Source organism: Natronobeatus ordinarius, assembly GCF_024362485.1.
Lineage (GTDB): Archaea > Halobacteriota > Halobacteria > Halobacteriales > Natrialbaceae > Natronobeatus > Natronobeatus ordinarius.
In genome coordinates this window covers 320,000-345,663 of record NZ_CP101456.1, presented here as the reverse complement: position 1 = coordinate 345,663, position 25,664 = coordinate 320,000, and the positions used below count along the sequence as shown (strand labels likewise).

Here is a 25,664-nt window from a genome sequence, read left to right as displayed (position 1 = left end):
TGACGTCGCAACTTCGGTCCGTCAACCTCATGACCGACCGGCGACGAGTACGGCAGGAATGACCGACTGGCGCGCGATCTTCGGCCACGACGAGCCCTACGACGAGCAGGTCGACGGCATCGAGGCCGCGATCGGGACCGCTCGAGACGGCGGCTACACCGTGATCGAGGGCGCCTGCGGGACGGGCAAGACGATGATCGCCCTCACCGCGGGGATCCACCTCGTGCGCGATCCGGACACCGACTTCAAGCGCGTGTTCGTGCTCACGAGCGTCAAACAGCAACTGCGCCAGTTCGAGGCGGATCTGGAGACGATCAACGCGAACCTCCCCGACGGCTGGGACCCGATCTCGGGGCTCACCCTCGTCGGAAAGGCCGACGTCTGTCCGTACAACCGCGAGGGGGCGGGCGGGATCGACGACGGGAACGTCTACGACCGGTGTGAGACCCTGCGCGACCGCACTCGCGACCTGACCGGCGAGGGCGGCGTGACGACCGCGGGCGACCTCGCCGCCCGCGCCCGCAGCCAGCAGATCGGGCTCGCCGACAGCGGGCGTCGCGGGGGTGGCGCGCGCTTTCTCGAAACGGCGGGCGAACCGACGCCGTACCCACCCGAACTCCCGGCGTACAGCGACGGCGGTCCCGCCGGCAGCGAGGTCGAGTACTGTCCGTTCTACGCACGCTACCTCGAGGACCTCCCCGACGACGGCGACGGCGACCCGGCCGAAGCCGTCCCGTTCGACGTCACGGAGACGGGACTGATCACGCCCGACGAACTCGTCGCCCGCTCGGCTCGTGCCGGCACCTGCCCCCATTCGGTGATGGGTGCGGCCCTCGGCCACGTCGAGGTCGTGATCGGCAACTACTACCACGCCTTCGACCCGCAGACGACTGCGGCGTTCACGGGCGCGCTCTGTGACGAGTCGACGTTCGTCGTCTGCGACGAGGCCCATATGCTCGAGCCACGGGTGCGCGACCTCGTGAGCGAGTCGGTTTCGGACACCACGCTCCGGGACGCGGAAACCGAACTCACGCGGGTGATCCAGCCCGTCCAGTTCGAGCGAGAGGGCCGGCGGGCCGAGGGTGGCTCGATGACCGCCGACGCCGACCTCGTGCGGGCGGAGCTGGCCGACTCTGAGGTCTCGTTCGACGAACTCGAGCAGACGCGATCGTTCGTCACCGACCTGCGCACGGAGCTCGACCGGCGCGTGCGAGCCCACCTCGACCGTCACCAGCCGGGCTGGAAGTCCGACCTCACCGCGCTCGAGGACGCCGAGCTCCCGCTTCGCGATCCCGCCGTGCCGAGCGAGGACGAGCTGAGTGAGTGGGCGAGGCGGGCGGGGTACAGCGACGCGATCTGGGTCCGGGCCGAACACGTCGGCGCGGTCGTCGCGCGCATCCTGAACGAGGCGGAGGACGAAGAGCGAACGCGGGCCGCCCCTGCGGCTGGCCGCGTTCTCGGCGAGTGGTACCGGCGGGGGCACGTGGATCACTTCCGCGAGATCGAACTCGAGCGAACCTGGGACGACACCGAACCCGCCGACGCCTGGCGGCGCGCCTACAACGCCCGTCTCGCGCTGCACAACTGCGTGCCGAGTGACGCCATCGGGTCTCGACTGGCGGCCTTCGGCGGCGGCGTCCTGATGAGTGCGACCCTCGAGCCCGTCGAGGCGTTCGCCGAGGTGACGGGGCTTGGCTATCTCGAGCGCGAGGAGGGGCGGCCGGTCACCGAACGACGGTACGGACTGCACTTCCCCGAGGAGAACCGCGAGAGCTTCGCCGTCGCCGTTCCGAAGTTCACCTACGACAATCGCGGCCGACCCGGCGAGGAGAACCCGACGCGGCTGGCCTACGCCGACGCGATCTCGCGGGTCGCCACCCTCCCCGGAAACGTCCTCGTCGGCATGCCGAGTTACGGCGAGGCCGAGTGGGCCGCAGGGATCCTCGAGGAGCGGATCGACAAGCCCGTCCTGCTCGACGCCTCGAGCGGCGACGCCGCGACCGAGTCGCTGAAAGACGACTTCTTCGCCGGCGAGGGGAAGGTGCTCGTGACGAGCCTCCGGGGCACGCTCACGGAGGGCGTCGACTACAGCGGCGACCGGCTCTCGGCGGCGGTGATCTGTGGCGTCCCCATCGTTAACACCGCGAGCCCGCGGACGAAGGCGGTCCGGCGGGCCTACGACGACGAGTTCGGGGACGGCTTTACGTACGCACTGACGGTTCCAGCAGTCAGAAAGGCTCGCCAGGCGATCGGCCGCGTGATCCGCGGCCCCGACGACGTCGGTGTCCGGGTGCTGCTCGACGAGCGCTACGCCCGGGACAGCTGGGATTCCGTTCGTCCGTACCTCCCCGAGGACGACGAGTTCCAGCCGGTCAGTCCCGACATGCTCGAGTTCGGTCTCGAGCGATTTCGGGCCCGACTCGAGTTGTAGCTGCTGTTGCACGTCGTTTCTCACTCGATCCCGCGGGTTCCTACTGCCTGAGAATTGCCCCCGACGGTTTTTGAACGTGGATCCATACGTCGGTCCGAATGTCCCGCGCTGACACGACCGACGATCGCCAATCGACACCCGCTACAGCTCCCATTCAGGCTGTGCTCAGAGTCGAACCGTCGCCTGAGGCCGCCTGTCCAGTTCTCGAATCGGGACCGCAGCGCGGGACGGTCACCCAGGACGTCGTCGACGGCGACACTCGTCTGTGTCGGGCAACAGTTGGTGACGACCACGACCGACTGTTTCTCGAGGCGACCGTCGGCGACGGCTGTGTCTGCCCGGTCTTTCGCCGCCACAACTGCGTGGCGTCGGTCGACTCGGTCGAAGACGGCGCGCTTTTCGTCTCGCTCTCGACGACGGACCGTGACGAACTCGCGGCGATCGTCACTTCCCTCAGAGCCCACGGCGCGACGGTGACCCTCGAGCGCGCGACCAGTGGTGACGTCGATACTGATCGTCCCTCGTTCGAACTCGTAATCGACGATCTGACCGCGATCCAGCGAGAGACGCTCCGGGTTGCCGTCGAATCCGGCTACTACGAGCGTCCGCGACGAACCGACCTCGGAGCGCTCGCCGACCGGTTCGGCGTCTCGCGGTCGGCGGTTTCCCAGCGGCTCTCGGCAGTCGAGTCGAAACTGGTCCACGAACTGGTCGACGCGATGGACGCCGCCGACACCGACGACGAACGGACGACGCTGTAGCGCCGACTCTCGCGACTGGCGATCGGACGAGGACAACGCGTCTCTTGGGGCTGGCGATCGGGCGAGCTCCGACGAGTATCAGTCCCGTCCGCCGCGCTCGGTCGGCCGGCGTCTGCGACTCGCCTTACCTGCCTGCGACGAGCTGCGCCCAGGTATCGAGCCACCCGTCGAGGCTCCCCTCGAGGTCGTCGTAGCGGAGCATCGCGGCGTCGGGCGGTTCGAGTGCGTACTCGGCGAACGGCGGCTCGAGGTCGACGTACTCGTCGGTGACGGCGGGAAAGCGGTGGGTTCGGGAGGCGAGTTCCGACTGGACCTCCCTCGAGAGCACGAAGTCGAGGAAGTCGGCCGCCAGGTCGGGAGTGCTGGGGTCTGCGAAGACTGCCATCCCTCCAACGTTCGCGTACCCCTGTTCGTCGAGAAACGAAACCTGGTACCGTGAGAGATCGCGATCGGCTTCGACGGCGGCGACCCGGACCGCAGAGTGAGAGACGGCCATCGGGCGATCTCCCCTCAGGTACGCGTCGGCGGTTTCTCGCCGGCTGGGGAGGAGACGAACGTCGTTTTCGAGCAGTTCGTTCCAGTACTCGACGTAGCCGTCCTCGCCGACGGCGTCGATCGTCCAGAACAGAAACGACCGGCCGAGCACAGATCGCCGGGCGTTCGGGACGAGCAGCGTCCCCTCGTAGGCGGGATCGGTGAGATCGACGAACGTCTTCGGCGGATCGACCGCGGCCTCGTCGAAGACGAGGCTGACGTACTCCGTCCCGTAGGGTATCACGCGATCGAACGGATCGCCGAAGTCGTAGGCCGCCTGGACGCGGCCGTCCCGCTCGAGTCGATCGCGCTCGAGGGGATCGAACAGTCCGCCAGCGCCGAGTTCCTCGTCGACGAATGCGAGGTCGTCGACGGTGAGTCCGAGGTAGACGTCGGGTTCGATCACCGCGTCCTGCCGGGCACGCTGGACGTAGTGGTTGACTCCGTCCTCGGGAACCGTCCACTCGAGGTCGACGTCGTACGCCTCCTCGAAAGCCGCTCTGAGCCACTCACCTGCGGACTCTTCCGTCTCGTCGTCCTCGTCGTCGGCCGCGTCGCGTTTGTCGACCGGCTCGACGATCGACTCGACCGTGGCGACGACGAGCGTATCCTCGGCTTCCTCGACGGGCTCTTCCTCGTCGTCCTCCCGGGCCTGACAGCCGGCGAACCCGACGGCGGCCCCACACCCCAGGGCGTGCAGGACGGTTCGTCGGTTCATTACAAACGTGTCACTCCGAATAGCCTTAAGGATCCCGTCTCGACGGTCGTGCGACGAGAAAGAATTTATTGCCTGAGTGTGATCCACGTTCGTGACTGCCACCCGCCGACACGTCCTGGCCGGGATCGTGGTCGTTCTCGGCCTCGTGACGGGTGCCATCCTGCTCGAGGTCCTGGGCACGATTCTCTTCGCGCTCACCGTGGCGTACGTTCTCCTGCCGGTTCACGGCTGGCTGGTCAGGCGGGGCCTCTCGGCGTGGACCGCCGGAGTCGTCGCGACGCTGATCGGGTTTCTGGGGGCGGTAGCGGTCTTCTCCCCGATCGTGTACACCCTCTACGTCCGTCGAGACGAGTTGATCGCCGTCCTCGAACTGCTCCCCGAGGAGGTGACGGTAACGGTCGCCGGGGGGTCGCTTTCGATCGAGACCGTCGAGGCCCAGGCGTGGGCGGTCGGGCAGGTCCAGACGCTCGCCATCTCGCTCGCGACTGCCGCGCCCGAGCTGGCGGTGAAGTTTGCCCTCTTCGTCATCTTGCTGTTTGCGCTGTTGTTGAAAGCCGACGACGCGATCCGCGCGACGGTTGCGCCGGTCCCGCACGAGTATCGCGACGTCGTCTACGCGCTCGGGCTTCGGATCCGAGAGACGCTGTACGCCATCTACGTTCTCCAGCTGGCGACCGCCGTGGTGACGTTGCTCGTCGGTTACCCGTTGTTCTGGCTCCTCGAGTACGAGGCGCCGTTCACGCTGGCGTTGATCGCTGCCATCCTGCAGTTCGTTCCCATCATCGGCCCGAGCCTGCTCGTCGTTCCGCTCGCGCTCTATGAGGTCGTGATCGCCGGCGACGTCGTCCGGGGCGTCCTCGTCGGCGTCCTCGGCGTCGTGTTGATCGCCTGGGGGCCGGACGTCACCGTCAGACCCCGGCTGGCGCGACGCTCCGCAGGGATGCCGGGTAGCCTCTACTTCGTCGGCTTCACCGGTGGACTGTTCACGCTGGGGGCGATCGGTATCGTCGTCGGGCCGGTGATCGTCGCGGTGTTCGTCGAGGCCGTCTCCCTGCTGTCCGAGGAGGTCAACGATCGCGAGGCCAGGCTGATCGAGGCCGAACTCGACTCCGTCGAGGCGGCCCACGGGGAGGACGCATTCGACGTCGACCTGGAATCGTCCCTGCAGAAGGCCCGCGAAGACGCGATCGAGGTCGACGCCCACGAGGGGGCGTTCGAGGATGGGACTCGCGAGGACGCTGTCGAACACGGTTCGACGACCCCTCGTTCACAGGCTCGCGAGGACTTCACCGAAAGCGGCGAGCCACCGTCTCCCTGACCGTCCCTCGCTTTTTTGCGGCCAGACGTATCACGTGTCGTATGGCCTCTCGCCACACGTTCGTCACCGCGCTCGTCGGTGCGGTCGTCGGCGTCGTCCTCTCGTTTCTCCCGTTCTCGACGGTCATCGGCGGCGTCGTCACCGGGTTTCTGGAGGGTCCCGACGGCCGTGACGCGACGCTCGCCGGTGCCCTCGCTGGGCTGATCATGTTCGTCCCGATCGGACTGTTCGCGTTCGTCGCCCTCTGGTTTCTGGGGTTCGGCCTGGGATTTGCCGGACTCCCGATCGAGGGCTTTCTCTTCTTGTTGCTGGCGCTCGGGCTCGGCGTCTCGATGGTGCTGGTTTACACCGTCGGCCTGGCCGCCCTCGGGGGGTATCTCGGCGCGTACCTCGCCCGCGAGTATCCGGAGTCACACGCCAATACCCGCGAGTCGATGCGGATGCCACCGGCCGAAACGGAACTTCAGGGCCGCTCGCGAGCGACGTCTCAACCGGAGCCGACGAGGTGGCACGAATCGCACGAGGAAGCGGACGAGGAGCGACTCGAGAAGTGAGCTCACTCATAGCGCAGCGCGTCGATCGGGTCCGTTCTCGCGGCCCGCCACGCCGGGTAGAGCCCCGAGAGGATCCCCACGAGGATGCCGACGCCGATCGCGAGGGCGACGTACTCGTAGGGGTAGACCAGCGGGAGATCGATGTACCACGCCCCTGCGTAGCCCGCGGCCAACCCGAGCGCCGTCCCGAAGATCGCGCCGACGATGCCCAGAACAACGGCTTCGGCCAGGAACAGCCCGAGGACGTCGCGGTTCTGCGCGCCGACGGCCTTCATAATCCCGATCTCGCGGGTCCGCTCGGTCACCGAGACGAGCATGATGTTCGCGATGCCGATCGAGCCAACGAGCAGCGAGATGGCGGCGATGCCGACGATGAAGTTCTGCAACAGGTCGAGAATGTCCTGCAGCTGCTGGAGGAGTTCGGTGCTCGTCTGCATCGAGACCGCGAGCTCCTCGCCCATGAGTTCGCCGGCGTCCGACTCGTCGCTCTCGAGGTAGGCGGTCGCGCTCTCTCGAGCGTCGTCGATCGCCGCCTCGTCGGCCGACTCGGCCTCGACGACGATCGCGATGTACCGGGCACCTTCCCCGCCCTCGTCGCCGATCCCCAGCCCGGCCGTCTGCTCGGCATAGAACGGGTCCGTGGGGACGTAGAGCCGCGGCGCGGACTCGAACCCCTCGAACGGGCTCAGTCCCTCGGAGGTGTCGGTGATGCCGACGACCTCAACTGTGGTCTGCTCGCCGCCGAGTAGCGTGACGGTGAGATCATCCCCGACGGTCACGTTCTCCTCGAACCGCTCGGCCGCCGCGGGGTTGATCACCGCCTCGCGCTCGCCGGGGTCGAACTGTCGCCCCTCGCTGAGGCGTTCTTCCCGGATGTACGACGGCCCCGACGCGACGAGGCCGTCGCCTTGGGCCACCTGCTCGCCCTCGTAGGTGAGCCCCTGGGTCTGGATCGTTCCGTAGCCGTAGGCCGCCTCGACGGCCTCGAGGTCGCTCACCGCCTCGAGGTCGGCCTCGCTGAACACCGGCTGGGCGCCCGCGGCCGGGCCACCCTCGACGTCGGGGTCGGCTGCCCAGCCGTAGAGGTTTCGCTGGTCGTCCGGGCTGATGTCGCCGATGATCCCCGCCTGGAGGCTCGCCCCGAGGGTGACGAAGGCGATCACCGCCGCGATTCCGATGATCACCCCGAGCGTCGTCAGCGAGGAGCGCAGCTTGTGGCCGCGGATCGACCGCCAGGAGAGTCTGAGAAACTCGAGCGGCCGCATCAGCGCTCGGCCTCCGTCTCACCTTGATTCGCGCCTTCGTCCCCGGAACCGTCGACTGCGGTGTCCGTCTCCCCTGGCGTCGGCCGGCCAGTCCCCTCGAGCTCCTCGATTCGTTCGATCCGCCCGTCGAGTAAGTGGACGACGCGTTCGGCGCGTTCGGCGACGTGGCGCTCGTGGGTGACGACGATCATCGTGGTCCCGGCCTCGTGAAACGACTCGAAGAGGTCGAGCACCGACGCCTCGGTGTCGGTATCGAGGTTACCCGTCGGCTCGTCGGCCAGCACGATGGCGGGATCGTTCACGAGCGCCCGGGCGAGGGCGACCCGCTGGCGCTGGCCGCCCGAGAGCTCGTTCGGGAGGTGGTCCGCCCGGTCGCCGAGGCCGACGCGCTCGAGCAGGTCCCGGGCTCGCTCGTGACGGTCGGCCTGGCCGACGTCCTGGAAGAGTTGCGGGAGGGCGACGTTCTCGAGCGTGGAAAGCCGGGGCATGAGGTTGAACGTCTGGAAGACGAAGCCGACCTCCCGCCCGCGCAGCCGGGTTCGCTCGCGCTCGCTCAGGGCAGTCACCTCCTGACCGTCGATCGCCACCACCCCCTCCGTCGGCGTGTCGAGACAGCCGACGAGGTTCATCAGCGTCGACTTGCCCGAGCCGCTCGGGCCCATGATCGCGGTGTACGACCCCCGCGGAATCTCGAGCGTGACGCCGTCGAGGGCGTGCACCGGCTCGCCGACGTAATACGTTTTGCGGACGTCGGTCAACGCGACCGCCGTCTCCGCCGCATCGCTCATGGCCGTCCGGTAGGCTCGCCCGCTGAAAAGGGTTCGCTCGAGTGTCACGAGCGGAGAACGTCAGCCTCGCGCTCAGACTCCTGGGCACCTGCCTCCTGGCTCCAGCGTCACCTCGAGTCCGTGTCTACACCTTTTTACCCCAGCCGAACCGTCGTCGTCACATGAAGACCGAAGGTGGATCCGAGGCGGCAAAACGCCGTGCCGGCGAGCGTGCGGCCGAGGCGGTCGAGGACGGGATGGTCGTCGGACTCGGGACGGGGTCGACGGCCGCCTACGCCATCGAGGCGATCGGTCGGGCGGTCGAAGACGGGCTCGCGGTTCGGGGCATCCCGACCTCGTATCAGTCCCGACAGCTCGCGATCGAGGTCGGGATTCCGTTGACCACGCTCGAGGAGGTCGACGGCGTGGACCTCGCGATCGACGGCGCAGATCAGGTGGCCGAGGGCGACCTGATCAAAGGCGGCGGGGCGGCGCACACCCGCGAGAAGGTCGTCGACGCGACGGCCGACCGCTTTCTCGTCGTCGCCGACCCCTCGAAGCTGGTCGAGACGCTCGAGCGGCCGGTTCCCGTCGAAGTGCTGCCGGCGGCACGGCCCGTCGTTGCCGACCGCGTTCGGGAGCTGGGCGGCGAGCCCGAGCTGCGGGCGGCCGAACGGAAGGACGGCCCCGTCGTGACCGACAACGGCAACCTCGTGCTCGACTGCGCGTTCGGCGAGCTCGACGAGCCCGGCGAACTGGCGACGTCCCTGTCGGCGATCCCGGGCGTCCTCGAGCACGGCCTGTTCGTCGGGCTCGCGGACGCGGTCTACGTCGGGACCGCAGACGGCGTCGAACGACGGACGTACCGAGCCGGGAAATGAGTGGCTACACGGTCTTTACCCTCGTTTTCTCAGATCGAGCGGCGATCCCTTCGGACGTCGACGACTCGTGGCCGGAGCCGCCTGGTGAACCCGATAGCTACGGCGAGAAGTACGGTGCGTACCGTCACCACCGGGTCGACGGACGGACCGTCGGCGTACAGACGAACCTCCTCACGCAGCCGAACTCGAGCGGCTTTCTCGAGCAGGTGTTCGACCGCTACGAGCCACAGTACGTCGTCGTCACCCTGTGTAGCGACACCAGCGACACCGCCATCGGACGACTGTACGCCGCGTTCGCCAACGGCCCCCAGCTCGTCGACGAGGGAAGTGACGATGACCACGACGCGCTGTACGGTGACGGCCTCAAGACCGCGTTCGAGGCCGAGTGGGGAATCCAGCCGTGGACGATCTGGGATCTCTGGGACGGACGGGGAACGGAGTGACCGACGGATTCGACGGAGGAATCTAGTACGGTTCGAAGTCGACCAGCTCGACGTCGTACTGGACGGCGCCGGTTTCGCTGTCGGTCAGCCGGGCTGACACCGGGGCTGCAAGCTCCGGGGCGACGCGAAGCTCGCGCGTGCGCCCGTCGTCTTCCGCGCTGATATCGAACGTCAGGACGTCGAACTGGCTCCCCGAATCGTGGACCTCCCACCGGCCGCCGCCAGCCTCGAGTGAATCGCCGACGGCGATCGAGTTCCGGTGGTGGGCCAGCAGCTCGAAGGCGGGGCCGGAGACGCCGTACGTAGCGAAGAACTCCGGCGCGTCGGGCTCTCCGAAGACTGCCCCAGCCGGACCGCTGTCGGTGATCGTCGTCTCGAAGACGCCGTCGTCGTGCTCGTAGCTGATCTCGACGGTCTTCTCGTTGCCGTGGTCTTCGAGGAAGTCCCACACCAGCGAGCCGTCCTCGACGGCGTCGCCCGCGACGTCGTACGTGTATCTGCCGGGGACGGTCTGCGGGAGGTTCGTCCAGTCGACGGGTTCGTTCCAGCGCTCGACGTCGGCTCCACCGCCGCCGAACTCTGCCGGGACCTCCTCGTGGTACTCGGTGAGCGTCTGGCTGTAGGCGACCTCCCCGTCGCCGTCGTAGACGGCCGTATGCAGTGCCATCCCGTGGTCCGGGGCGATGCACGTCTCGCGCATGAGGTCGCCGCCGAGTCGCACCTCCGAGACGTAACACTCGAGTCCAGCGTGGGTGTTCGTTCCCGTGATCTCGTAGCGGAACTCCCCTTCTGGAGTGGGCACCGACCAGCCGGCGCCGACCTCGAGGGACTCCTGGCTGTACTGCTGGAGCTCCGGCGCGTACATCGTGTGGATCAGCAGGGCCCAGACCGGCGTCGTCGCCAGCTCCTGTTCGGCCCCGTCCTGGTCGACGGTGTGCGTCGAGCGATACTGGGCGTCGCCGTGGTCGTAGTCGACCGTGATCGTCGCGGTCTCTTCGCCCACGCGTTCGACCGCCCAGATGAGCGTCCCCGATCCCTGCTGCTGGTTGTAGACCTCGAACGCGTAGTAGCCGGGCCGGTCGAACCGGCCAGGCACCCAGGTGTCCGATCCGTCTGTTCCATCACCGCTACCCTCACCGTCGCCGACCCCACCGTCGGTCGGCAGCGTATCGTCGAGGAGTCCGCCGGTACACCCCGCCGTCACGGCGAGAACGGAGGTCCCAATCGCCTGTAGACAGCGCCGCCGATTCAGCTCCGATTGCATACGTTCTCTTCTCGAGGACCGTCCATCAACACAACCGTTACCTGGCGGTTGGTTAGTAGGTTTCCTCGAGGTAACCTGGCGGCGCGCGGCCGATCCTCCCGTTCGTCTCGGAACGAGTCAAATCGATATCGATCGATCTGTTCCGTTCTAACGGCATTGTCTAAATCCTCGAACGCGTGCGCGCTGCGTGCAGCAGTCCGGGGTTTTCCCGATAGGACCGTCCAGACACGCCATCGGAACGCTTAACACGAATCGGATAATAACGATTCGTATGTCGCCGAACTCTCTCGTTGGACGTCTCGTGAACGCGATTACCGGCAGCAGCGACGATGACGGAGACTGCTGCTGTGACGTCCAGATCGAAGAAACCGAATCTGGGGACTGACCATGGCAGACGCCAACGGCGTCGACCTCGAGGACGAACTCCTCGATCGACTCGCAGATGGGGCGACGTGTGGCCTGCCGGAGCTTCGTGACCGCCGTGTCGACGAGGCGTCGGTGGACCGCCAGCTGCGGGCGTTCAAGGCGCTCGCGAACGACCACCGCATCCGCATCCTCGAGGCGCTGCGCGACGGCGAGCTCTGTGCCTGCGAACTCGAGGCGATCCTCGACGCTCCCCAGTCGACGGTCGCCTCCCACCTCGGTCGGCTGCGTGACGTCGGGCTCGTCCACACGCGCAAGTCCGGCAAGTGGACCTACTACCGGATCGCCGACACGGCGACGCTCCAGCTGCTCGACTTAGCCGAGGCGCTCGAGACGACGGGTGATGAGGCGTGATTCCGGAACTGCCTGCCGACGCGCTGGTCGACTCCTGGGAGTACTTCCTGCATCTACTGACGATACTCGTCCCGCTGTTTATCGGAGCCTCGTTTCTCGTCGGCCTCGCGCAGGAGTATTTGCCGCCCGAACGCGTCGAGGCGTTTCTTCGCAAGCGCAACCGCGGCTCGGGCAACGTTGCGGCCGCCGGACTCGGTGCCGTGACGCCTTTCTGTTCGTGCTCGACCGTGCCCGTCCTCGCCGGGCTGCTCGGGGCGGGTGCGCCGCTCGGGCTCGCCTTCTCGTTCCTGCTCGCCTCGCCGATCGTCAACTGGATCGCCGTCTTCCTGCTGCTCGGGCTGTTCAGCCTCGAGGTGACCGTCGCCTACGTTCTCGCGGCCCTGCTGGCCGCGGTCGTCGGCGGCCTCGTCATCGACTCGCTCGCCCTCGAGCGCTACGTCAAGGACGTCCAGGTGACGGCGGGGAACCGGACGATCACCACCGACGGCGGGTCTCCGACCTGTGGCGGCGAGGGTGGAAGCTGTTCGCGTCCCGTGGGGCCGGCCGATCGGAGCCACCGCGATCGGATCGGAACGGCCGGTCGCGGGGCGCTGTCCTTCTTCTGGGAGACGCTCCCGTATCTCCTCCTGGGGGTCGCGATCGGTGCGCTGATCCACGGTGCGGTGCCCCAGACGCTGCTTCACCGGGTGGCCGGCCCCGAGAATCCCTTCGCCGTCCCGCTCGCGGCACTGGCCGGCGCGCCGCTGTACGTGAGCATCAGCGGGATGCTTCCGATCGCGGCGGCACTGGCCGACCAGGGCATCCCGATCGGAACGGTGCTCGCGTTCGTCATCGGCGGTGCGGGCGTCAGCATCCCGAACCTGATCCTGCTCAACAAGCTGTTCGAGTGGCGGCTGCTCGCGGTGTACGTCGCGACCGTCGTCGCCACCGGGATCACCGTCGGGCTGACGTTCAACGCGTTCGTCGGGACGATCGCCTAGCGGTTCGGCTCGCCCGTCGGCCGTCGATCGAATCGGCGCGACGTCTTTGCTCGAGTGATAGTTCGACCGATTTATTTCGATTCGTCTGAATGTTTCGCTCATGCTCCCTCCCACACCCCGCGGCCGTCTCCGATGGGCGCTCACGGAGGCGTCGATCGTCCTCGGTATCCTCCTCTTCTGGGTCGTCGCCGTGTTCGCGATCGGGATCCTGGTGGCGCTCCTGACGGCCCCGATCCGACTGTTCGGCTTCGATCCCGTGTTTTTCACCGGCGTTCCCGGGACGCTCTCGGGGGCCGTCGTCCCGATGGCCGTCGTCACCGCTGGCCTCTACGCACTCGTTCGCACGGGTGTGTTGCTTATCGACCACTGGCACGGCGTTCGCCAGTAACGACCTGGACGCGCGTTCAACCGGCTCGCGTTCAACCGGCCCGTGACGACTCGTCCGCTCGAGGCTCTCCGGCCCGACGCGAGAACAGCGCCAGCACGACGTAGCACGCGCCGATCCCTCGAGTAACGGGACCGACCCACGGCTTCGGCTCAATCTCCTCGGGATTCTCGTAGGCGCTCGCGAGCGCGAACGCGAGGATCTGCCGGGGAAACAGGCACATCAGAACGCCGAGGGGACCGAGCAGCCGGGCGACGGACTCGGGTTGAACCCCGTCGCGCAGGCCGATCCAGGCGAACGCGAGCCCCTCGAGGCGGGCCATCGGGATGGTCCACGGCCGCAGTCGGGCGTCGTCGGGGTTCTCGAACGCCCAGCGCTCCGCGCGCGCGACGAGTCGATCCGGAAACGCAGCCTCGAGGAGGCCGACGACGACGAACAGGGGACGGAGCATGGCCGCCGTTCGCCGGCCGTTCGCAAAAGCGTGTGGCCCAATTCCGGTCGAGCCGACCGGAATGGACAGCTTTTCACCTCCTGCATTCGGAGGGCGAAGTAGAGAGGTACGAGATGCCCGAAACATCCGACCGGAAAGACGACCACATACGCATCATTCAGGAAGAAGACGTCGAGACCACCGGGACCGGATTCGAGGACGTCGAACTGGTCCACGAGGCGCTGCCCGAGATCCATCGGGACGAGATCGACACCTCGATCGACCTCTTCGGTCACGAGCTGGCCGCGCCGATCGTCATCGAGAGCATGACCGGCGGGCATCCGAACACGACGAAGATCAACCGGAACCTCGCCGCCGCAGCCGAGCAGACGGGCATCGCGATGGGCGTCGGCAGCCAGCGCGCCGGCCTCGAGCTCGACGATCCCGACCTCCTCGAGTCCTACACCGTCGTCCGCGACGCCGGCCCCGACGCCTTCCTCTACGGCAACGTCGGCGCGGCGCAGTTGCTCGAGTACGACGTCGGCGACGTCGAGCGAGCCGTCGAGATGATCGAGGCCGACGCGATGGCGATCCACCTGAACTTCCTCCAGGAGGCCGTCCAGCCCGAGGGCGACGTCGACGCTCGCGGCTGCCTACGCGAGATCGAGCGCGTCGCCTCGGAGTTGAGCGTCCCGGTGATCGTCAAGGAGACGGGCAACGGCATCTCGCGGGAGACGGCCGAACGGCTCGCCGAGGCGGGCGTCGACGCGATCGACACCGCCGGCAAGGGCGGCACGACGTGGTCGGGCATCGAGTCCTACCGCGCCGCGGCCGTTGGGGCCACCCGGCAGGAGAAAGTCGGCCAGCTGTTTCGCGCCTGGGGCGTCCCAACGGCCGTCAGCACGCTCGAGGCCGCGGCGGTTCACGACACCGTCATCGCCAGCGGCGGCGTCCGCTCGGGGCTCGACGTCGCGAAGGCCATCGCCCTCGGCGCGCAGGCGGGTGGACTCGCCAAACCCTTCCTGAGTCCCGCCGGGCAGGGCGTCGACGCCGTCGTCGAACTGATCGAGGACCTCCGCCTCGAGCTCACCACGGCGATGTTCGTCACCGGCTCGGCGTCGGTCGCTGACCTCCAGCAGACGGACTACGTCGTTCTCGGTCGGACGCAGGCGTACCTCGAGCAGCGGTAGGATCGCTACCGTGGTTGGTACTGCGGTGTTGGTACTGCGGTTTTTCACTCGGAACTAACTGTGAAGCCAGCGTTCAATACAGGTGAAGGACATAGCGTGAGATTTGGCTACAAGCGCCATTTGAGCTAAGCATACGCTTATCGGGATACGTATCTAAAACTGTAGACATGAATAGGCGATGGTATCTTACAACAGGCTTGGGTGCAGTGGTAATTCTGACGGGTGGCTGCCTGAATTCTGGAGGTGGACCGATAAGTGGAAACAGCGGTTGGTCACCGGCTATAACACACAATGAGCCTGAACTCGTACCTGGCGACGAAGTAGCACTGACTATAGAAGCAACTGAAGTCGCTGGAGTTACCCTTACACTGCCCGATACAGATGCCGTTACCATTGACGCAAATGACCATGATTGGTCTCCACCACCGGATACTATTCTCGATTCTTATCCCCAAATCTGGCTTTGGTCAGGCCGATCGTCTGTTGAAGGCGAGTTTCCAGTTACGTCTACCGAAGACGCCGAATCGGGTGAGTACAGTTACGAAGTAACAGTCTATGCTGACGACGATATCGACGCCGAATCGGTGACAGAAGAGTTCACAATTTCCGTTACAGAAAGCTAACTCCCTCGAACGTTCAGTTTGCACGTGTAGTGACCGCATCAAGGCTCCAATTGACTGTACTACTGATATACTGTGTCTCGAGTATCGAGTTCCAGTACTCGAAGTTCGTTCTGTTCTTTGACCCAATCGACGATTGCTCGTCGTTTCCCAATGCGAAGCGAATATTCATCTCGTCCTTTGAGCGGTTTGAGATGCCGGTCTGGATTCTTGCCGGCCTCAGTCAATTTCGCTCGAATTCGATCCTCGATATCGTTTGGAAGAGATTGCAGCTCCTTCTCCACATCTGGATGCAACAACACGGTCGCCCATCCGTCTTTAGCTAATACTCAGAGTAATACCGAATAACACCGTTTTGGAGGTGGGTTTCGTCAGTATACGACCGCTGCGGGGCGAAAAAGCAGTCTCTGCATTATCTGTACTGTTGACTCTCAGCCGCATCAGCGGTTCAGCCGCTAGATTCGTTCGACTAATACCATTAAGCATAATTCTGCCACGGAGTATAACCAGCAGTCTTAGCTAAAGACGAATGCACGGTCGCCATATATCGCTACAATTCCTCCCACTCGTCAGACTCCTTTCTTGAGTCGATCGTTTTGGCAGTGCTAGAATCCAGCTCAGGGGCAACCTCTGCCCACCACCCCACAGCTCTTGCACCGAGCTTTTTCCGACTGACGAGTCCTTTCTCGTCCATCTCCCCAAGCCGGTTTCGGACCCCTTCAGGGGTGATTTGTTTCCCAAACCGCCGAAGGCCGTCAGCAACTTCTGGCGCTGTGAGGACTGGATCATCCTCGTAGTCGAATACTTTGAGAATCTCTTGTTCGGTAACAGACTCCTCAAATCGGCCCGCATCATCACGTCCTTGGCTCATAGTCCTACTGACGTGGTAGCCGCACATAACCGTTTGGCTCGTACAAACCGGGCCAAGTGAGCTTGATAGATCTCCAGCGCAGTATGCACATGAAATTACCGACTACCTGATTTATTTCTGTGCGTTTCTGAATACAGAACGTTGTCGACCGAACGTCGAGGGTCGAGCGCGCTCGAACCGCCCGCTCGCTTCCGCAGTCGGCGGATTTATCCGCCGTTTGACCGTACCTCGAGCATGGACGATCGTCCGATCCCCCCGCGAAACTGGCTCGTCGTGGCGCTTCTCACCGTCGTCGTGGCGTCCGCAACGAGTCTCGTCGCGCTGCTCGGCCCGGGTCTGGTCGACGTCGCCGTCGGTGCCGTCGGCGTTGGGATCGTCGCCGCGGCGCTCGTCGTCGCCGTCCCCGACCGCCTCGCTGGGGCCTGGGCCGAACACCGCCCCTACGTCTACTTCTCGGTCGGCCTGTTCGCGTTCGGCGGGCTCCTGGGCGCCGCGCTTCTCGCCGCGGGGATCGACCTCACCGAACTGTTCCTCGAGGCCCTCGGCGAGGAGTTCGCCCCCGAGGACCCCGGGGAGGAGTTCGAACTCGAGCTGACGGCGACCTTTTTCGTCGTCCAGAACACGCCGCCGTTCCTGTTCTCGATCGCCGGCGCGATCACGCTCGGCCTGTTCACGGCGATCATCATGCTGGTGAACGGCCTACTCATCGGTAACATCGCCCTCTCGATGGCGGCGGTCGTCGGCGTCGACTTCATCCTCGTCGGCTTGCTCCCCCACGGCATCTTCGAACTCCCCGCGCTGTTCGTCGCCGCCGGCGTCGGTTTCCGGCTGGTCCATCGCTTCGGACAGCGCATCCTCGGCTCGCGCGAGGCGTTCGTGACGAAAGCGTACCTCTCGCGGACGGCCGTCCTTGTCGTCTTCGCCTGGCTCTTGCTCGTCGTCGCGGCGTTCGTCGAGGCCTACCTCACGCCCGCGTTGCTCGACGCCCTGTTCGCCGCGCGACTCGAGGAAGCGCCCGCCGCGGCGGTCGTCGTCCCGTTCGTCGTCGGCTGATCGTCACCGGGCGCTCGCCAGCACGGATTCACGGCGTGTGAACGCGACGATCACGATCGCCCCGATGGCGAGGAGCACGAGGATGTCCAGCGTGGAGATCGGCGCCAGCGCGATCAGCACGACGCCCAATACGGCCAGGCAGAGGGCGATGAACATGAGCAGCGCGTAGATTCGCTCGAGTCGGCGTTCGATCCGGTCGAGGCGCGCCTCGAGTTCGTCGTCCATCGGCCCGAAAGGAGGTGATCGCGCGGAAAATACCTGTCGATCAACCGTGACGTTTCAGCCGCGGAGCCACGCCAGTGGCTTCAGCAGCCAGGGCGTGTAGTCCTCGTGGGGGTCGTACGCCGCGAACGCTAAGCTGTTCGTCATCACGCTCACGCTCGAGGTGGCCATCGCCAGCCCTGCCAGCGCGGGGTTCAGGAGGCCGAGCGAGGCGATGGGGATCAGCGTCGTGTTGTAGACGAACGCCCAGAACAGGTTCTGGCGCACTTTCGAGATCGTCGCCTCGGAGATCCGGACGGCCTTGAGGACGTCGGCGGGGTCGTCGCGCATCAGGGTCACGTCGGCGGATTCGATGGCGACGTCGGTGCCCGAGCCGATGGCGACGCCGACCTGGGCGGCCGTGAGCGCGGGGGCGTCGTTGACGCCGTCGCCGACCATCATCACGCGGCTCCCGTCTGCCTGGAGCGCGTCGACGTGGTCGGCCTTGTCCTCGGGGAGCACCTCCGCACGGACGTTCTCGGCGTCGATGCCGACCTCCTCGGCGACGGCCCGCGCCGTCCGCTCGTTGTCGCCGGTGAGCATCACGACCTCGACCCCGCGGTCGCGAAGCGCCGCCACGGTCTCCCTGGCGCTCTCGCGGACCTCGTCGGCCACCGCGAGCACCCCGAGGAGCTCACCGTCGATCGCGACCGTGATCGCGGTCTTCCCCTCGGCCTCGAGTCGCGCCAGCGCCTCCTCGGCCGGTTCGGGGTCGATCCCCGCGTCATCGAGCAGCTTCCGCCGGCCGATGAGCACCGTCCCGCGGTCGGTCTCGGCACGCACGCCGTGGCCGGGGACGTTCTCGAACTCGCGAACGTCGCCGAGGTCGACGCCGCGTTCTTCGGCCCCCTCGACGATCGCTTGGGCGATCGGGTGTTCCGAGCCCGATTCGGCGGTCGCGGCTGCGCCTAAGACGTACGACTCGAGGTCCTCCTCGCGCTCGACGAGGACGCCGCCGTCGGTCGCCGTGCCGCCGTCGGTCGCTGCGCCGCCCTCGAGCGTCACGACGTCGGTCAGGACCATCTCGCCGTGGGTCAGGGTTCCCGTTTTGTCGAAGACGACGGTGTCGATCCCGCGGACCTGTTCGAGCACGTCGCCGCCCTTGAAGAGCACGCCGTTCGTGGCGGAAAGCGTCGAGCCGACCATCGTCGCGGCGGGCGTCGCCAGCCCGAGCGCGCAGGGGCAGGCGATGAGCAGCGCCGACGCGAGGACGACGACGGAGAACTCGAGGACGGGGACGCCGCCGACGACCGGGCCGCCGCCAACGGGTTCCCACAGCGGGAGCGCGCTCGCGACCGCGTAGAGCTGTTCGGGAAACGCGAACCAGAGGGTCGCCCAGACCACCGCGTTGACGATCACCGCGGGGACGAAGTAGGCGCTCACTCGGTCGACGAGCCGCTGGATCTCGGGCTGGCGCGACTGGGCTTCCTTGACCCGCTCGACGAGCTGCTGGATCGCGGTCTCGGAGCCGACTTTCGTTGCTTCCACGAGGAGCACGCCGTTCTGGTTCACCGTGGTGCCGACGACCTCGTCGCCAGCGCCCTTCTCGACGGGGACCGATTCACCCGTCAGCATCGACTCGTCGACGGCGCTCTGGCCCTCGAGCACGACCCCGTCGGTCGGGATCTTCTCGCCCGGACGCACCTTGAGCACGTCGCCGACCTGGACGTCCTCGAGCGCCACCTGTTGCTCTTCCCCGTCGACCACGACGGTCGCCTCGTCGGCCTCCATCTGCAGGAGTTCGCGAAGGGCGTTACCGGCGCGGGCCTTCGAGCGGACCTCGAGCCAGTTGCCGAGGGTGATAAACCAGAGGATGAACGCGACGGCCTCGAAGTAAAAGCCCTCGCTGACGATCAGGCCGCCGAGGACCGCCGTACTGTAGACGTAGCCCGCCGAGGTCCCCATCGCGACCAGCGTGTCCATGTTCGCCCGCCGGTCGTGGGAGAACGCCCGCCACGCACCGACGATGAACTCCTTTCCGAGCGTGGCCATCAGGAGCGTCGCGAGGACGAACTCGAGCCAGCCCGGCGGGTGGGCGATCGCCATCGGGATCGGCGACGCCATCCCGAGGGCCTCGAGCACCATGTCGATCATCATCGGCACGAACGGTAGCGTGAGCAGCCCGCCGCCGATCACGAGCCGACGGTGGCGGCGGAGTTCGCCCTCGATCGCTCGCTCGCGGCCGCCCTCGTCTCCGTTCCCGTCGTCCTCGCGGACGGGTTCGTACCCCGATTCTTCGATCGCGTCGTACAGGTCCCGGCGCGAGACGTCGACCGGATTATACGTGACCTGGGCCTCGTCCGACGCGAAGTTCACGTCCGCGCGAACCACGCCCGGGACGTCCTCGAGCGCGTCGGCTACCGCACCGGAGCAGGTCGCACACGACATTCCGAGAACCGTAATCGTCCGGGATTCCGAGGCGGCCTCGTAACCCGCGGCCTCGATGGCGTCGTAAATCTCAGACAGCGAGGTCTCCTCGGGATCGTACTCGACCGTCCCCTCGTCGGTCGCGAAGTTGGCACTCGCCGACTCCACGCCTTCGAGCCCCTCGAGGGCGTCCTCGACGGCTCCCGAGCAAGTCGCACACGACATGCCCGTAATCTCGACGTGCGCCCGTCTGGTCGTCATCGAGTACTTCTAGGGACTCCCCATTCAAGCGAGTTCTGCCTTCGATACTGCAAACGATTCGGCGTATATTTTTGAAAGTAAGATATCGGGGGAGCTAGATGCGGATAATTAGAACTGTCATTCAGTGTCACGGATCGCCGAGAGTTCGCCAACGATCTCGGGATTTCGCAGCACGTCGGTCTTCTCGAGGGATTTCTCGCCGACGACGTGCTCGAGCACGCGGTACATCGTCTTCCCGGAGTGGGTCTCGGGGAGTTCCGGGGTGAAGACGACGTCAGTCGGTCGAACGAACGACCCGATCCGCGTGGCGATCGCGTCGTCGATCGCCTCCCGGAGCGCCTCGTGGTCGTCCCGCCCCTGTTCGACGGTGGCGAACACCGAGAGGTCACCCATCCCGTCGGTGCCGCCGACGACCGCAGCTTCGGTAACGCCGTCGACGGCCATGACGGCCGACTCGAGTTCCGCCCGACCGAGGCGGTAGCTGCCGTCGGTGAGGACGTCGTCGACCCGGCCGACGATCGTGACGTAGCCGTCGTCGTCCATCCGCGCCCGGTCGCCGGTGAAGTAGTGCCACTCGTCGGCCTCGGGGTCGGAGAACCGCTCGTAGTACTCCTTGAGGAACGCCTCCCGGTCGGCCTCGTCGGGATGGGCCATCGACGGCCAGGGCCGGGTGAGCGTCAGGTAGCCGGTTTCCCCGGTGGCGACGGGATCGCCGTCCTCGTCGACGACGGCGACGTCCATCCCCGGCAGCGGTGGCCCGACCGAGCCCGGCTTCATCTCACGGACGCCGGGCAGGGTCGTGATCGTGATGGCGCCGGTTTCGGTCTGCCACCAGGTGTCGACGACTGGGCAGCGCTCGCGGCCGACGTGGGTGTAGAACCACTCCCAGGTGTCCGGACCGATCGGCTCGCCGACGGTCGCCAGCAGGCGTAACGAGGAGAGGTCGTGGGCGGCCGGGTACTCCGGCCCCCACTTCATGAACGTCCGGATCAGGCCGGGGCTGGTGTAGAAGACGTCGACGGCGTGGCGTTCGATCAGCTCCCACGGCCGGTGGCGATCCGGGTAGCGAAACGTCCCCTCGAACAGCAGCACCGTCGCGCCCAGCGCCAGCGGCCCGTAGTCGATGTAGGTGTGGCCGGTGATCCAGCCGGCGTCGGCAGTACACAGGATCGTGTTTCCGGGCTCGAGGTCGAGGACGGCGTGGGCCGTCCAGGCCGCTCCCGCGAGGTAGCCGCCGGTGACGTGGGTGAGTTTCTTCGGCTCGCCCGTCGTGCCGGACGTGTGGATGACGAACAGCGGATCGTCGGCCGCGCGGGGAACCGGCGGGACGGTCGTCCTCTCGTACTCAGCGAGCAAGTCGCTGTAGACGACCTGGTTCTCGTCGAGCGCCGGCTCGTGGTCGTCGCCCAGCCGGTCGACGACCACGGTCGGGATCGACGCGTCGAGCGCGTGGAGGGCGGTGTCGGCCTTTCGCTTCTGGTTGATCGCCGTCTCCCGGTGGTAGAAGCCGTCACAGGTGATCAGCGCACTCGAGTCGGTCGCCGCCATCCGTCTCACGAGCGCGTCGGGGGCGAACCCCGAGAAGACGACGTTGTGCAGCGCACCGATGCGCGCACACGCGAGCATCGAGATCGGCAACTCGGGTAGCGACGGCAGGTAGATCGTCACGACGTCGTCCTCGCCCACGCCGAGCTCGGAGAGTCCCGCCGCCAGCGCAGACACTTCCCGCTCGAGGTCGAGGTAGGTGTACGTTCGCTGCTCTCCTCGCTTGCCGATCCACCGCAGCGCCACCTGGTTTTTCCGTCCGTTCTCGACGTGACGGTCGACGCAGTTCGCCGCGGCGTTCAACTCCCCACCGACGAACCACCGGGAAAACGGCGCATCCGCGTCGCCGAGGACGTCGTCGTACGGCTCTATCCACTCGAGCAACGCCGCGGCCTCCCCCCAGCACGTCGGCCAGGACCGATCGAAACGCTCGTCCACCGCGTCGTCGACCACGTTCGCGGTACGCGTGAACGGCTCCGGTGGCGCGTGCTGCCGTCTGATTCGAGCCGAACTGTCGTTTCGCATGAGAGGGCGTTACAGTAACGTAAAACTCTGCCATACAGTGTCATGAGCGTTTTGGTCGAACCGATAAGATCTGTGGACAACGGAAGGGTTTACCGTCTCGACGCCAGTCTCTCGCCCATGAAGGTGCTGGTCACAGACCCCATCGCAGACGCGGGTCTTGACGTACTTCGAGACGCCGGTTACGAGGTGGAAACGGGCTACGACCTCGAGGGCGACGCGCTCCTCGAGGCAATCGCCGACGCGAACGCGCTGATCGTTCGCTCGGGGACGGAGGTTACCGCGGAGGTGCTCGAGGCCGCCGAGGAACTCGTCATCGTCGGTCGCGCTGGCATCGGCGTCGACAACATCGACATCGACGCCGCTACCGACCAGGGGGTTATCGTCGCCAACGCGCCGGAAGGCAACGTCCGGGCGGCGGCCGAACACACCGTCGCGATGACGTTCGCGGCCGCCCGCTCGATCCCGCAGGCACACGTCCGCCTCAAGGCCGGCGAGTGGGCCAAAGGTGACTTCCTCGGGGCCGAACTCGACGGCAAGACTCTCGGTATCGTCGGCCTCGGCCGGGTCGGCCAGGAGGTCGCGAAGAAGCTCGACTCGCTGGGCATGGAACTGGTCGCGTTCGACCCCTACATCAGCCAGGAACGCGCCGACCGTCTTGGCGCCGAACTCGCCGACCTCGAGGACTGTCTCTCCCGCGCCGACTTCCTCACGATCCACACGCCGCTGACCCCCGAAACCGAGGGCATGATCGGCGCGGCCGAACTCGACGCGCTCGAGGGTGGCTACCTCGTCAACGTCGGCCGCGGCGGCATCGTCGACGAGGACGCCCTCGCGGCGAAACTCGAGGACGGCACCGTCGCCGGCGCGGCACTGGACGTCTTCGCCGAGGAACCGCTCCCCGAAGACTCGCCGCTGCTCGAGGTCGAGGACGCGATCCTCACGCCCCACCTGGGGGCGTCGACGGAGGCCGCCCAGGAGAACGTCGCCGTCTCGACGGCCGAGCAGGTCGTCGCCGCACTCGCCGAGGAACCCGTCGCCAACGCCCTCAACGCCCCCTCGATCGACGAGACCGCCTTCCCCCGGCTCGAGCCCTACATCAACATCGCCGAAACCGCGGGCAAGGTCGCCGCCCAGCTGCTCGACGGTCGCATCGAGAGCGTCGAGATCTCCTACGAGGGCGAGATCGCCGACGAAGACCTCGAGTTCGTCACCGCCTCGGCGCTGAAGGGCGTCTTCGAGCCCCTCGAGTGGCAGGTCAACGCCGTCAACGCCCCACAGATCGCCGACGACCGCGGCGTCGACGTCACCGAGTCCAAGACGCGCCAGGCCGAGGACTTCCAGAGCCTCGTCTCCGTGACCGTCAGCGGAGCCGACGACGACGTCTCCGTCGACGGCACGCTCTTCGCCGGCGACGACCCCCGAATCGTCCGCATCGACGGCTACCGCGTCGACGCCATCCCCCACGGCAAGATGGTCATCACGCGCAACACGGACGAACCCGGCGTCATCGGCCTCATCGGCACCGTGATGGGCGACCACGACGTCAACATCGCCGGCATGTTCAACGCCCGCGAAACCCACGGCGGCGAAGCGCTCACCGTCTACAACGTCGACAGCGACGTCCCCGAGAGCGCGAAAGCCGACCTCGAGGCCGACGAGCGGATCATCGGCGTGCGCTACATCACGCTCAACGGCCAGTAACGCGACACGAACCGAAACCGTCGTTTTCGCCGCCGTCCTCGACTCCAGTATGCCCACCGCAACGAACCGCGGCGTCTCGCTGTACTACGAGGCCGTCGGCGAGGGCGACCCCGTCGCGTTCGTCGCCGACGCCGGCCTCGGCGGCTGGTCCTGGGGCTGGCAACACGCCGCCCTCGCCGGCCCCCACGAGGCGATCGTCTACGACCCCCGTGGAACCGGCCGCTCGGACGCCCCGGCGGGGCCCTACAGCCGGGCGACGCTCGCCGCGGACCTCGAGGCCGTCCTCGCCGACTACGGCGCGCGCTCGGCCCACGTCGTCGCCGCCGGCCTGGGCGGCGCCGTCGCGCTCGAGGCCGCCCAGACGTCGAATCGGATCGAGACGCTCACGCTGTTCGGCACCGGCGTTCGAGAACCCGCGTTCGACCTCGAACCCCTGTTCGCCCCGCCCGAGGATCGCGAGGCGCTTCGCGAGTCGCTCGAGCACGCCTTCTCCGCCGAGTTCCGCGCAGAACAGCCCGAGGTCCTCGAGGGAATCGTCGACTGGCGGGCCGACGGCGACGCCACACGAGACGGCTGGGAGGCACAGGTCGGCGCCCTCGAGGGCTTCGACGCGACCGACTGGGGCTACGAGGTCACCCAGCCGACGCTCGTCTGTCACGGGACGGCCGACGAACTCGTCCCCCTCGAGTCGGGTCGGGAACTCGCCGATTCGCTGCCCCGCGGGACGTTCGAACCGCTCGAGGGGGCGGGTCACCTCGCGTACGTCGAACACTCGCGGATCGTGAACGATCGGCTGGCGGGCTTCCTCGAGGAACACGCGATCGACTAGCGGGTGAGAGAGAACGTTCTCTTTCTAGAACTATCAGGTGGACGGTACGTACAGGGAACGTACGTAGCACACACCAGTTCCATTACCTCTCTTGGAGTCCCTCAACGAATAGGTAGATGATCCAGCAGGCAGCGATCCCAACAACTGCGATCCCAGCAACCCCGAGCAGGAGACTTCCTCCATAAATGGCTCCAAGCGCCCAACTGAGGCCGATGAGACCAGCTATTGCGAGCAGTGCGCCAAGAATTGAGCGATGGATGGACGAAACGAATGTTCCCGTCCCAGAACCGTTCTCAGTCATATTTCAACTCTTCAACTCGATTCTCAATAAGGATTCTGGCGTTCAGTACGCAACTCGGTTGAGCACGCTATTCACCGGAGGGTCGGGCGAAATCAACACCCCGAGAACCGTCCTATGACTGTATTCTGATGGAAACTGTGTGACGATTTATCGCCGGCCGCCAGCAACGGGACCGGCGACACGCGAGTCCAAGAGTCTCTGCGGAATTGGTTCGCTCAGAGGAACTCGCGAACGTCTGAGTACCACATGTCGTGGTAGTCGACGTGGCCGACCCGGCGGCCGATCGCCACGGCGAGGGCGTGCCAGCAGAGGTCGGTCGGGTCGTCGGGGTCGAGATTATACTCGCTGTCCTTGCAGGTACAGCCACGGCCCTCGACGATGTACTCGTCGTCGTAGCCGACGACGACCGTGAAGTCGCGGTAGACTTTCACCCGTCCCTCGGCGACGGCCTCGATGGCGCGCAGCCCGCGGTCGCCGTGGAGCTCGGCGATCCGGGCGACGATCCCCGGCGTCAGCTCTCCTTCCTCCTCGAGTCGGGCCTCCCACTCCTCGACCGGGTTCGCCTGGGGCACGTCACAGACTCCGTGGCGAACTGTAAAATTGGTTCGGTTGTCGCGTTCGGATGACCGTCT

Annotated in this window: 24 protein-coding genes; 13 read left to right on the top strand and 11 right to left on the bottom strand. The window is 66.5% G+C overall.

The genetic code is table 11. The features are described from left to right. Nucleotides 1-58 precede the first annotated feature (58 nt). Both NMQ09_RS01835 and NMQ09_RS01830 read left to right on the top strand, forming a co-directional pair. Nucleotides 59-2,431, top strand: coding sequence for an ATP-dependent DNA helicase (locus NMQ09_RS01835; protein ID WP_255192752.1), 2,373 nt, complete (start codon nt 59-61; stop codon nt 2,429-2,431). A 98-nt stretch (nt 2,432-2,529) separates the two neighbouring features. Further along, nucleotides 2,530-3,192, top strand: coding sequence for a helix-turn-helix domain-containing protein (locus NMQ09_RS01830; protein ID WP_255192751.1), 663 nt, complete (start codon nt 2,530-2,532; stop codon nt 3,190-3,192). A gap of 124 nt (nt 3,193-3,316) precedes the next feature. Here the strand turns inward: NMQ09_RS01830 and NMQ09_RS01825 are convergent, their stop codons facing one another. After that, nucleotides 3,317-4,444 (bottom strand): thiamine ABC transporter substrate-binding protein, encoded by a 1,128-nt coding sequence (locus NMQ09_RS01825; RefSeq protein ID WP_255192750.1) that lies wholly within the window; start codon nt 4,442-4,444, stop codon nt 3,317-3,319. Between the two features lie 91 nt (nt 4,445-4,535). On the opposite strand from NMQ09_RS01825, the gene NMQ09_RS01820 reads away from it, so the two are divergent. After that, nucleotides 4,536-5,762, top strand: coding sequence for an AI-2E family transporter (locus NMQ09_RS01820; protein ID WP_255192749.1), 1,227 nt, complete (start codon nt 4,536-4,538; stop codon nt 5,760-5,762). A 41-nt stretch (nt 5,763-5,803) separates the two neighbouring features. Continuing rightward, the gene (locus NMQ09_RS01815) at nt 5,804-6,316 is read left to right on the top strand and encodes a DUF5518 domain-containing protein (RefSeq protein WP_255192748.1); all 513 of its coding nucleotides are present in this window, start codon (nt 5,804-5,806) and stop codon (nt 6,314-6,316) included. Between the two features lie 2 nt (nt 6,317-6,318). Here the strand turns inward: NMQ09_RS01815 and NMQ09_RS01810 are convergent, their stop codons facing one another. Together NMQ09_RS01810 and NMQ09_RS01805 are read right to left on the bottom strand one after the other, a co-directional pair. Continuing rightward, nucleotides 6,319-7,581, bottom strand: a complete 1,263-nt coding sequence (locus tag NMQ09_RS01810; RefSeq protein WP_255192747.1) for an ABC transporter permease — start codon at nt 7,579-7,581, stop codon at nt 6,319-6,321. Further along, nucleotides 7,581-8,369: an ABC transporter ATP-binding protein gene (locus NMQ09_RS01805; RefSeq protein WP_255192746.1), complete on the bottom strand. Its 789-nt coding sequence runs from the start codon at nt 8,367-8,369 to the stop codon at nt 7,581-7,583. The genes NMQ09_RS01810 and NMQ09_RS01805 overlap by 1 nt, the downstream gene beginning before the upstream one ends. Nucleotides 8,370-8,530: 161 nt before the next feature. Here NMQ09_RS01805 and rpiA point away from each other — a divergent pair, with 161 nt between their 5' ends. Together rpiA and NMQ09_RS01795 are read left to right on the top strand one after the other, a co-directional pair. After that, nucleotides 8,531-9,229 carry a ribose-5-phosphate isomerase RpiA gene (gene rpiA, locus NMQ09_RS01800; protein ID WP_255192745.1) on the top strand — a complete coding sequence of 233 codons (699 nt, stop codon included), beginning with the start codon at nt 8,531-8,533 and terminating at the stop codon, nt 9,227-9,229. Next, nucleotides 9,226-9,672: a hypothetical protein gene (locus NMQ09_RS01795; protein ID WP_255192744.1), complete on the top strand. Its 447-nt coding sequence runs from the start codon at nt 9,226-9,228 to the stop codon at nt 9,670-9,672. The genes rpiA and NMQ09_RS01795 overlap by 4 nt, the downstream gene beginning before the upstream one ends. Nucleotides 9,673-9,694: 22 nt before the next feature. Here the strand turns inward: NMQ09_RS01795 and NMQ09_RS01790 are convergent, their stop codons facing one another. Next, nucleotides 9,695-10,936, bottom strand: a complete 1,242-nt coding sequence (locus tag NMQ09_RS01790) for a hypothetical protein (RefSeq protein WP_255192743.1) — start codon at nt 10,934-10,936, stop codon at nt 9,695-9,697. A 387-nt stretch (nt 10,937-11,323) separates the two neighbouring features. Between NMQ09_RS01790 and NMQ09_RS01785 the strand changes: the two genes are divergently transcribed. From NMQ09_RS01785 to NMQ09_RS01775, 3 genes are all read left to right on the top strand, one after another. Further along, on the top strand, nt 11,324-11,713 hold the full coding sequence (locus NMQ09_RS01785; protein ID WP_255192742.1) for an ArsR/SmtB family transcription factor: 390 nt from the start codon (nt 11,324-11,326) through the stop codon (nt 11,711-11,713). Continuing rightward, nucleotides 11,710-12,693, top strand: coding sequence for a permease (locus NMQ09_RS01780; protein ID WP_255192741.1), 984 nt, complete (start codon nt 11,710-11,712; stop codon nt 12,691-12,693). The genes NMQ09_RS01785 and NMQ09_RS01780 overlap by 4 nt, the downstream gene beginning before the upstream one ends. Before the next feature lie 100 nt (nt 12,694-12,793). Further along, entirely contained in the window at nt 12,794-13,081 is a 288-nt protein-coding gene (locus NMQ09_RS01775; RefSeq protein ID WP_255192740.1) for a hypothetical protein, read from the top strand. Nucleotides 13,082-13,112: 31 nt separating this feature from the next. On the opposite strand, the gene NMQ09_RS01770 is transcribed toward NMQ09_RS01775, so the two are convergent. Beyond that, a complete protein-coding gene (locus NMQ09_RS01770; protein ID WP_255192739.1) occupies nt 13,113-13,529 on the bottom strand; it encodes a hypothetical protein in 417 nt (138 codons plus the stop codon). A 113-nt stretch (nt 13,530-13,642) separates the two neighbouring features. Here NMQ09_RS01770 and fni point away from each other — a divergent pair, with 113 nt between their 5' ends. After that, nucleotides 13,643-14,698, top strand: a complete 1,056-nt coding sequence (fni, locus tag NMQ09_RS01765) for a type 2 isopentenyl-diphosphate Delta-isomerase (RefSeq protein WP_255192738.1) — start codon at nt 13,643-13,645, stop codon at nt 14,696-14,698. Nucleotides 14,699-15,868: 1,170 nt separating this feature from the next. Here fni and NMQ09_RS01760 read toward each other — a convergent pair. After that, on the bottom strand, nt 15,869-16,189 hold the full coding sequence (locus tag NMQ09_RS01760; protein WP_255192737.1) for a winged-helix domain-containing protein: 321 nt from the start codon (nt 16,187-16,189) through the stop codon (nt 15,869-15,871). A 234-nt stretch (nt 16,190-16,423) separates the two neighbouring features. On the opposite strand from NMQ09_RS01760, the gene NMQ09_RS01755 reads away from it, so the two are divergent. Beyond that, entirely contained in the window at nt 16,424-17,242 is an 819-nt protein-coding gene (locus tag NMQ09_RS01755; RefSeq protein WP_255192736.1) for a stage II sporulation protein M, read from the top strand. Between the two features lie 3 nt (nt 17,243-17,245). On the opposite strand, the gene NMQ09_RS01750 is transcribed toward NMQ09_RS01755, so the two are convergent. The 3 genes from NMQ09_RS01750 to NMQ09_RS01740 all read right to left on the bottom strand — a co-directional run bounded on the left by NMQ09_RS01750 (nt 17,246) and on the right by NMQ09_RS01740 (nt 22,201). Then, nucleotides 17,246-17,467: a hypothetical protein gene (locus NMQ09_RS01750; RefSeq protein WP_255192735.1), complete on the bottom strand. Its 222-nt coding sequence runs from the start codon at nt 17,465-17,467 to the stop codon at nt 17,246-17,248. Nucleotides 17,468-17,521: 54 nt separating this feature from the next. Beyond that, the gene (locus NMQ09_RS01745) at nt 17,522-20,131 is read right to left on the bottom strand and encodes a heavy metal translocating P-type ATPase (protein WP_255192734.1); all 2,610 of its coding nucleotides are present in this window, start codon (nt 20,129-20,131) and stop codon (nt 17,522-17,524) included. Between the two features lie 117 nt (nt 20,132-20,248). Further along, nucleotides 20,249-22,201 carry an acetate--CoA ligase gene (locus NMQ09_RS01740; protein ID WP_255192733.1) on the bottom strand — a complete coding sequence of 651 codons (1,953 nt, stop codon included), beginning with the start codon at nt 22,199-22,201 and terminating at the stop codon, nt 20,249-20,251. Nucleotides 22,202-22,318: 117 nt separating this feature from the next. On the opposite strand from NMQ09_RS01740, the gene serA reads away from it, so the two are divergent. Then, on the top strand, nt 22,319-23,902 hold the full coding sequence (gene serA / locus NMQ09_RS01735) for a phosphoglycerate dehydrogenase (protein WP_255192732.1): 1,584 nt from the start codon (nt 22,319-22,321) through the stop codon (nt 23,900-23,902). A 49-nt stretch (nt 23,903-23,951) separates the two neighbouring features. Beyond that, a complete protein-coding gene (locus tag NMQ09_RS01730; protein ID WP_255192731.1) occupies nt 23,952-24,731 on the top strand; it encodes an alpha/beta fold hydrolase in 780 nt (259 codons plus the stop codon). 82 nt (nt 24,732-24,813) lie between these two features. On the opposite strand, the gene NMQ09_RS01725 is transcribed toward NMQ09_RS01730, so the two are convergent. Both NMQ09_RS01725 and NMQ09_RS01720 read right to left on the bottom strand, forming a co-directional pair. Beyond that, nucleotides 24,814-25,032, bottom strand: a complete 219-nt coding sequence (locus tag NMQ09_RS01725) for a hypothetical protein (protein ID WP_255192730.1) — start codon at nt 25,030-25,032, stop codon at nt 24,814-24,816. Between the two features lie 215 nt (nt 25,033-25,247). Then, a complete protein-coding gene (locus NMQ09_RS01720; RefSeq protein WP_255192729.1) occupies nt 25,248-25,604 on the bottom strand; it encodes a hypothetical protein in 357 nt (118 codons plus the stop codon). Between the last annotated feature and the right edge of the window lie 60 nt (nt 25,605-25,664).

Coding starts and splice junctions, on each gene's coding strand:
- fni (WP_255192738.1), top strand. CDS start 13,643: ATGCCCGAAACATCCGACCGGAAAGACGACCACATACGCATCATTCAG.
- NMQ09_RS01745 (WP_255192734.1), bottom strand. CDS start 20,131: ATGACGACCAGACGGGCGCACGTCGAGATTACGGGCATGTCGTGTGCG.
- NMQ09_RS01825 (WP_255192750.1), bottom strand. CDS start 4,444: ATGAACCGACGAACCGTCCTGCACGCCCTGGGGTGTGGGGCCGCCGTC.
- rpiA (WP_255192745.1), top strand. CDS start 8,531: ATGAAGACCGAAGGTGGATCCGAGGCGGCAAAACGCCGTGCCGGCGAG.
- NMQ09_RS01755 (WP_255192736.1), top strand. CDS start 16,424: ATGGACGATCGTCCGATCCCCCCGCGAAACTGGCTCGTCGTGGCGCTT.
- NMQ09_RS01795 (WP_255192744.1), top strand. CDS start 9,226: ATGAGTGGCTACACGGTCTTTACCCTCGTTTTCTCAGATCGAGCGGCG.
- NMQ09_RS01815 (WP_255192748.1), top strand. CDS start 5,804: ATGGCCTCTCGCCACACGTTCGTCACCGCGCTCGTCGGTGCGGTCGTC.
- NMQ09_RS01810 (WP_255192747.1), bottom strand. CDS start 7,581: ATGCGGCCGCTCGAGTTTCTCAGACTCTCCTGGCGGTCGATCCGCGGC.
- NMQ09_RS01740 (WP_255192733.1), bottom strand. CDS start 22,201: ATGCGAAACGACAGTTCGGCTCGAATCAGACGGCAGCACGCGCCACCG.
- NMQ09_RS01835 (WP_255192752.1), top strand. CDS start 59: ATGACCGACTGGCGCGCGATCTTCGGCCACGACGAGCCCTACGACGAG.
- NMQ09_RS01790 (WP_255192743.1), bottom strand. CDS start 10,936: ATGCAATCGGAGCTGAATCGGCGGCGCTGTCTACAGGCGATTGGGACC.
- NMQ09_RS01760 (WP_255192737.1), bottom strand. CDS start 16,189: ATGAGCCAAGGACGTGATGATGCGGGCCGATTTGAGGAGTCTGTTACC.
- NMQ09_RS01830 (WP_255192751.1), top strand. CDS start 2,530: ATGTCCCGCGCTGACACGACCGACGATCGCCAATCGACACCCGCTACA.
- NMQ09_RS01725 (WP_255192730.1), bottom strand. CDS start 25,032: ATGACTGAGAACGGTTCTGGGACGGGAACATTCGTTTCGTCCATCCAT.
- NMQ09_RS01770 (WP_255192739.1), bottom strand. CDS start 13,529: ATGCTCCGTCCCCTGTTCGTCGTCGTCGGCCTCCTCGAGGCTGCGTTT.
- serA (WP_255192732.1), top strand. CDS start 22,319: ATGAAGGTGCTGGTCACAGACCCCATCGCAGACGCGGGTCTTGACGTA.
- NMQ09_RS01750 (WP_255192735.1), bottom strand. CDS start 17,467: ATGGACGACGAACTCGAGGCGCGCCTCGACCGGATCGAACGCCGACTC.
- NMQ09_RS01785 (WP_255192742.1), top strand. CDS start 11,324: ATGGCAGACGCCAACGGCGTCGACCTCGAGGACGAACTCCTCGATCGA.
- NMQ09_RS01730 (WP_255192731.1), top strand. CDS start 23,952: ATGCCCACCGCAACGAACCGCGGCGTCTCGCTGTACTACGAGGCCGTC.
- NMQ09_RS01775 (WP_255192740.1), top strand. CDS start 12,794: ATGCTCCCTCCCACACCCCGCGGCCGTCTCCGATGGGCGCTCACGGAG.
- NMQ09_RS01805 (WP_255192746.1), bottom strand. CDS start 8,369: ATGAGCGATGCGGCGGAGACGGCGGTCGCGTTGACCGACGTCCGCAAA.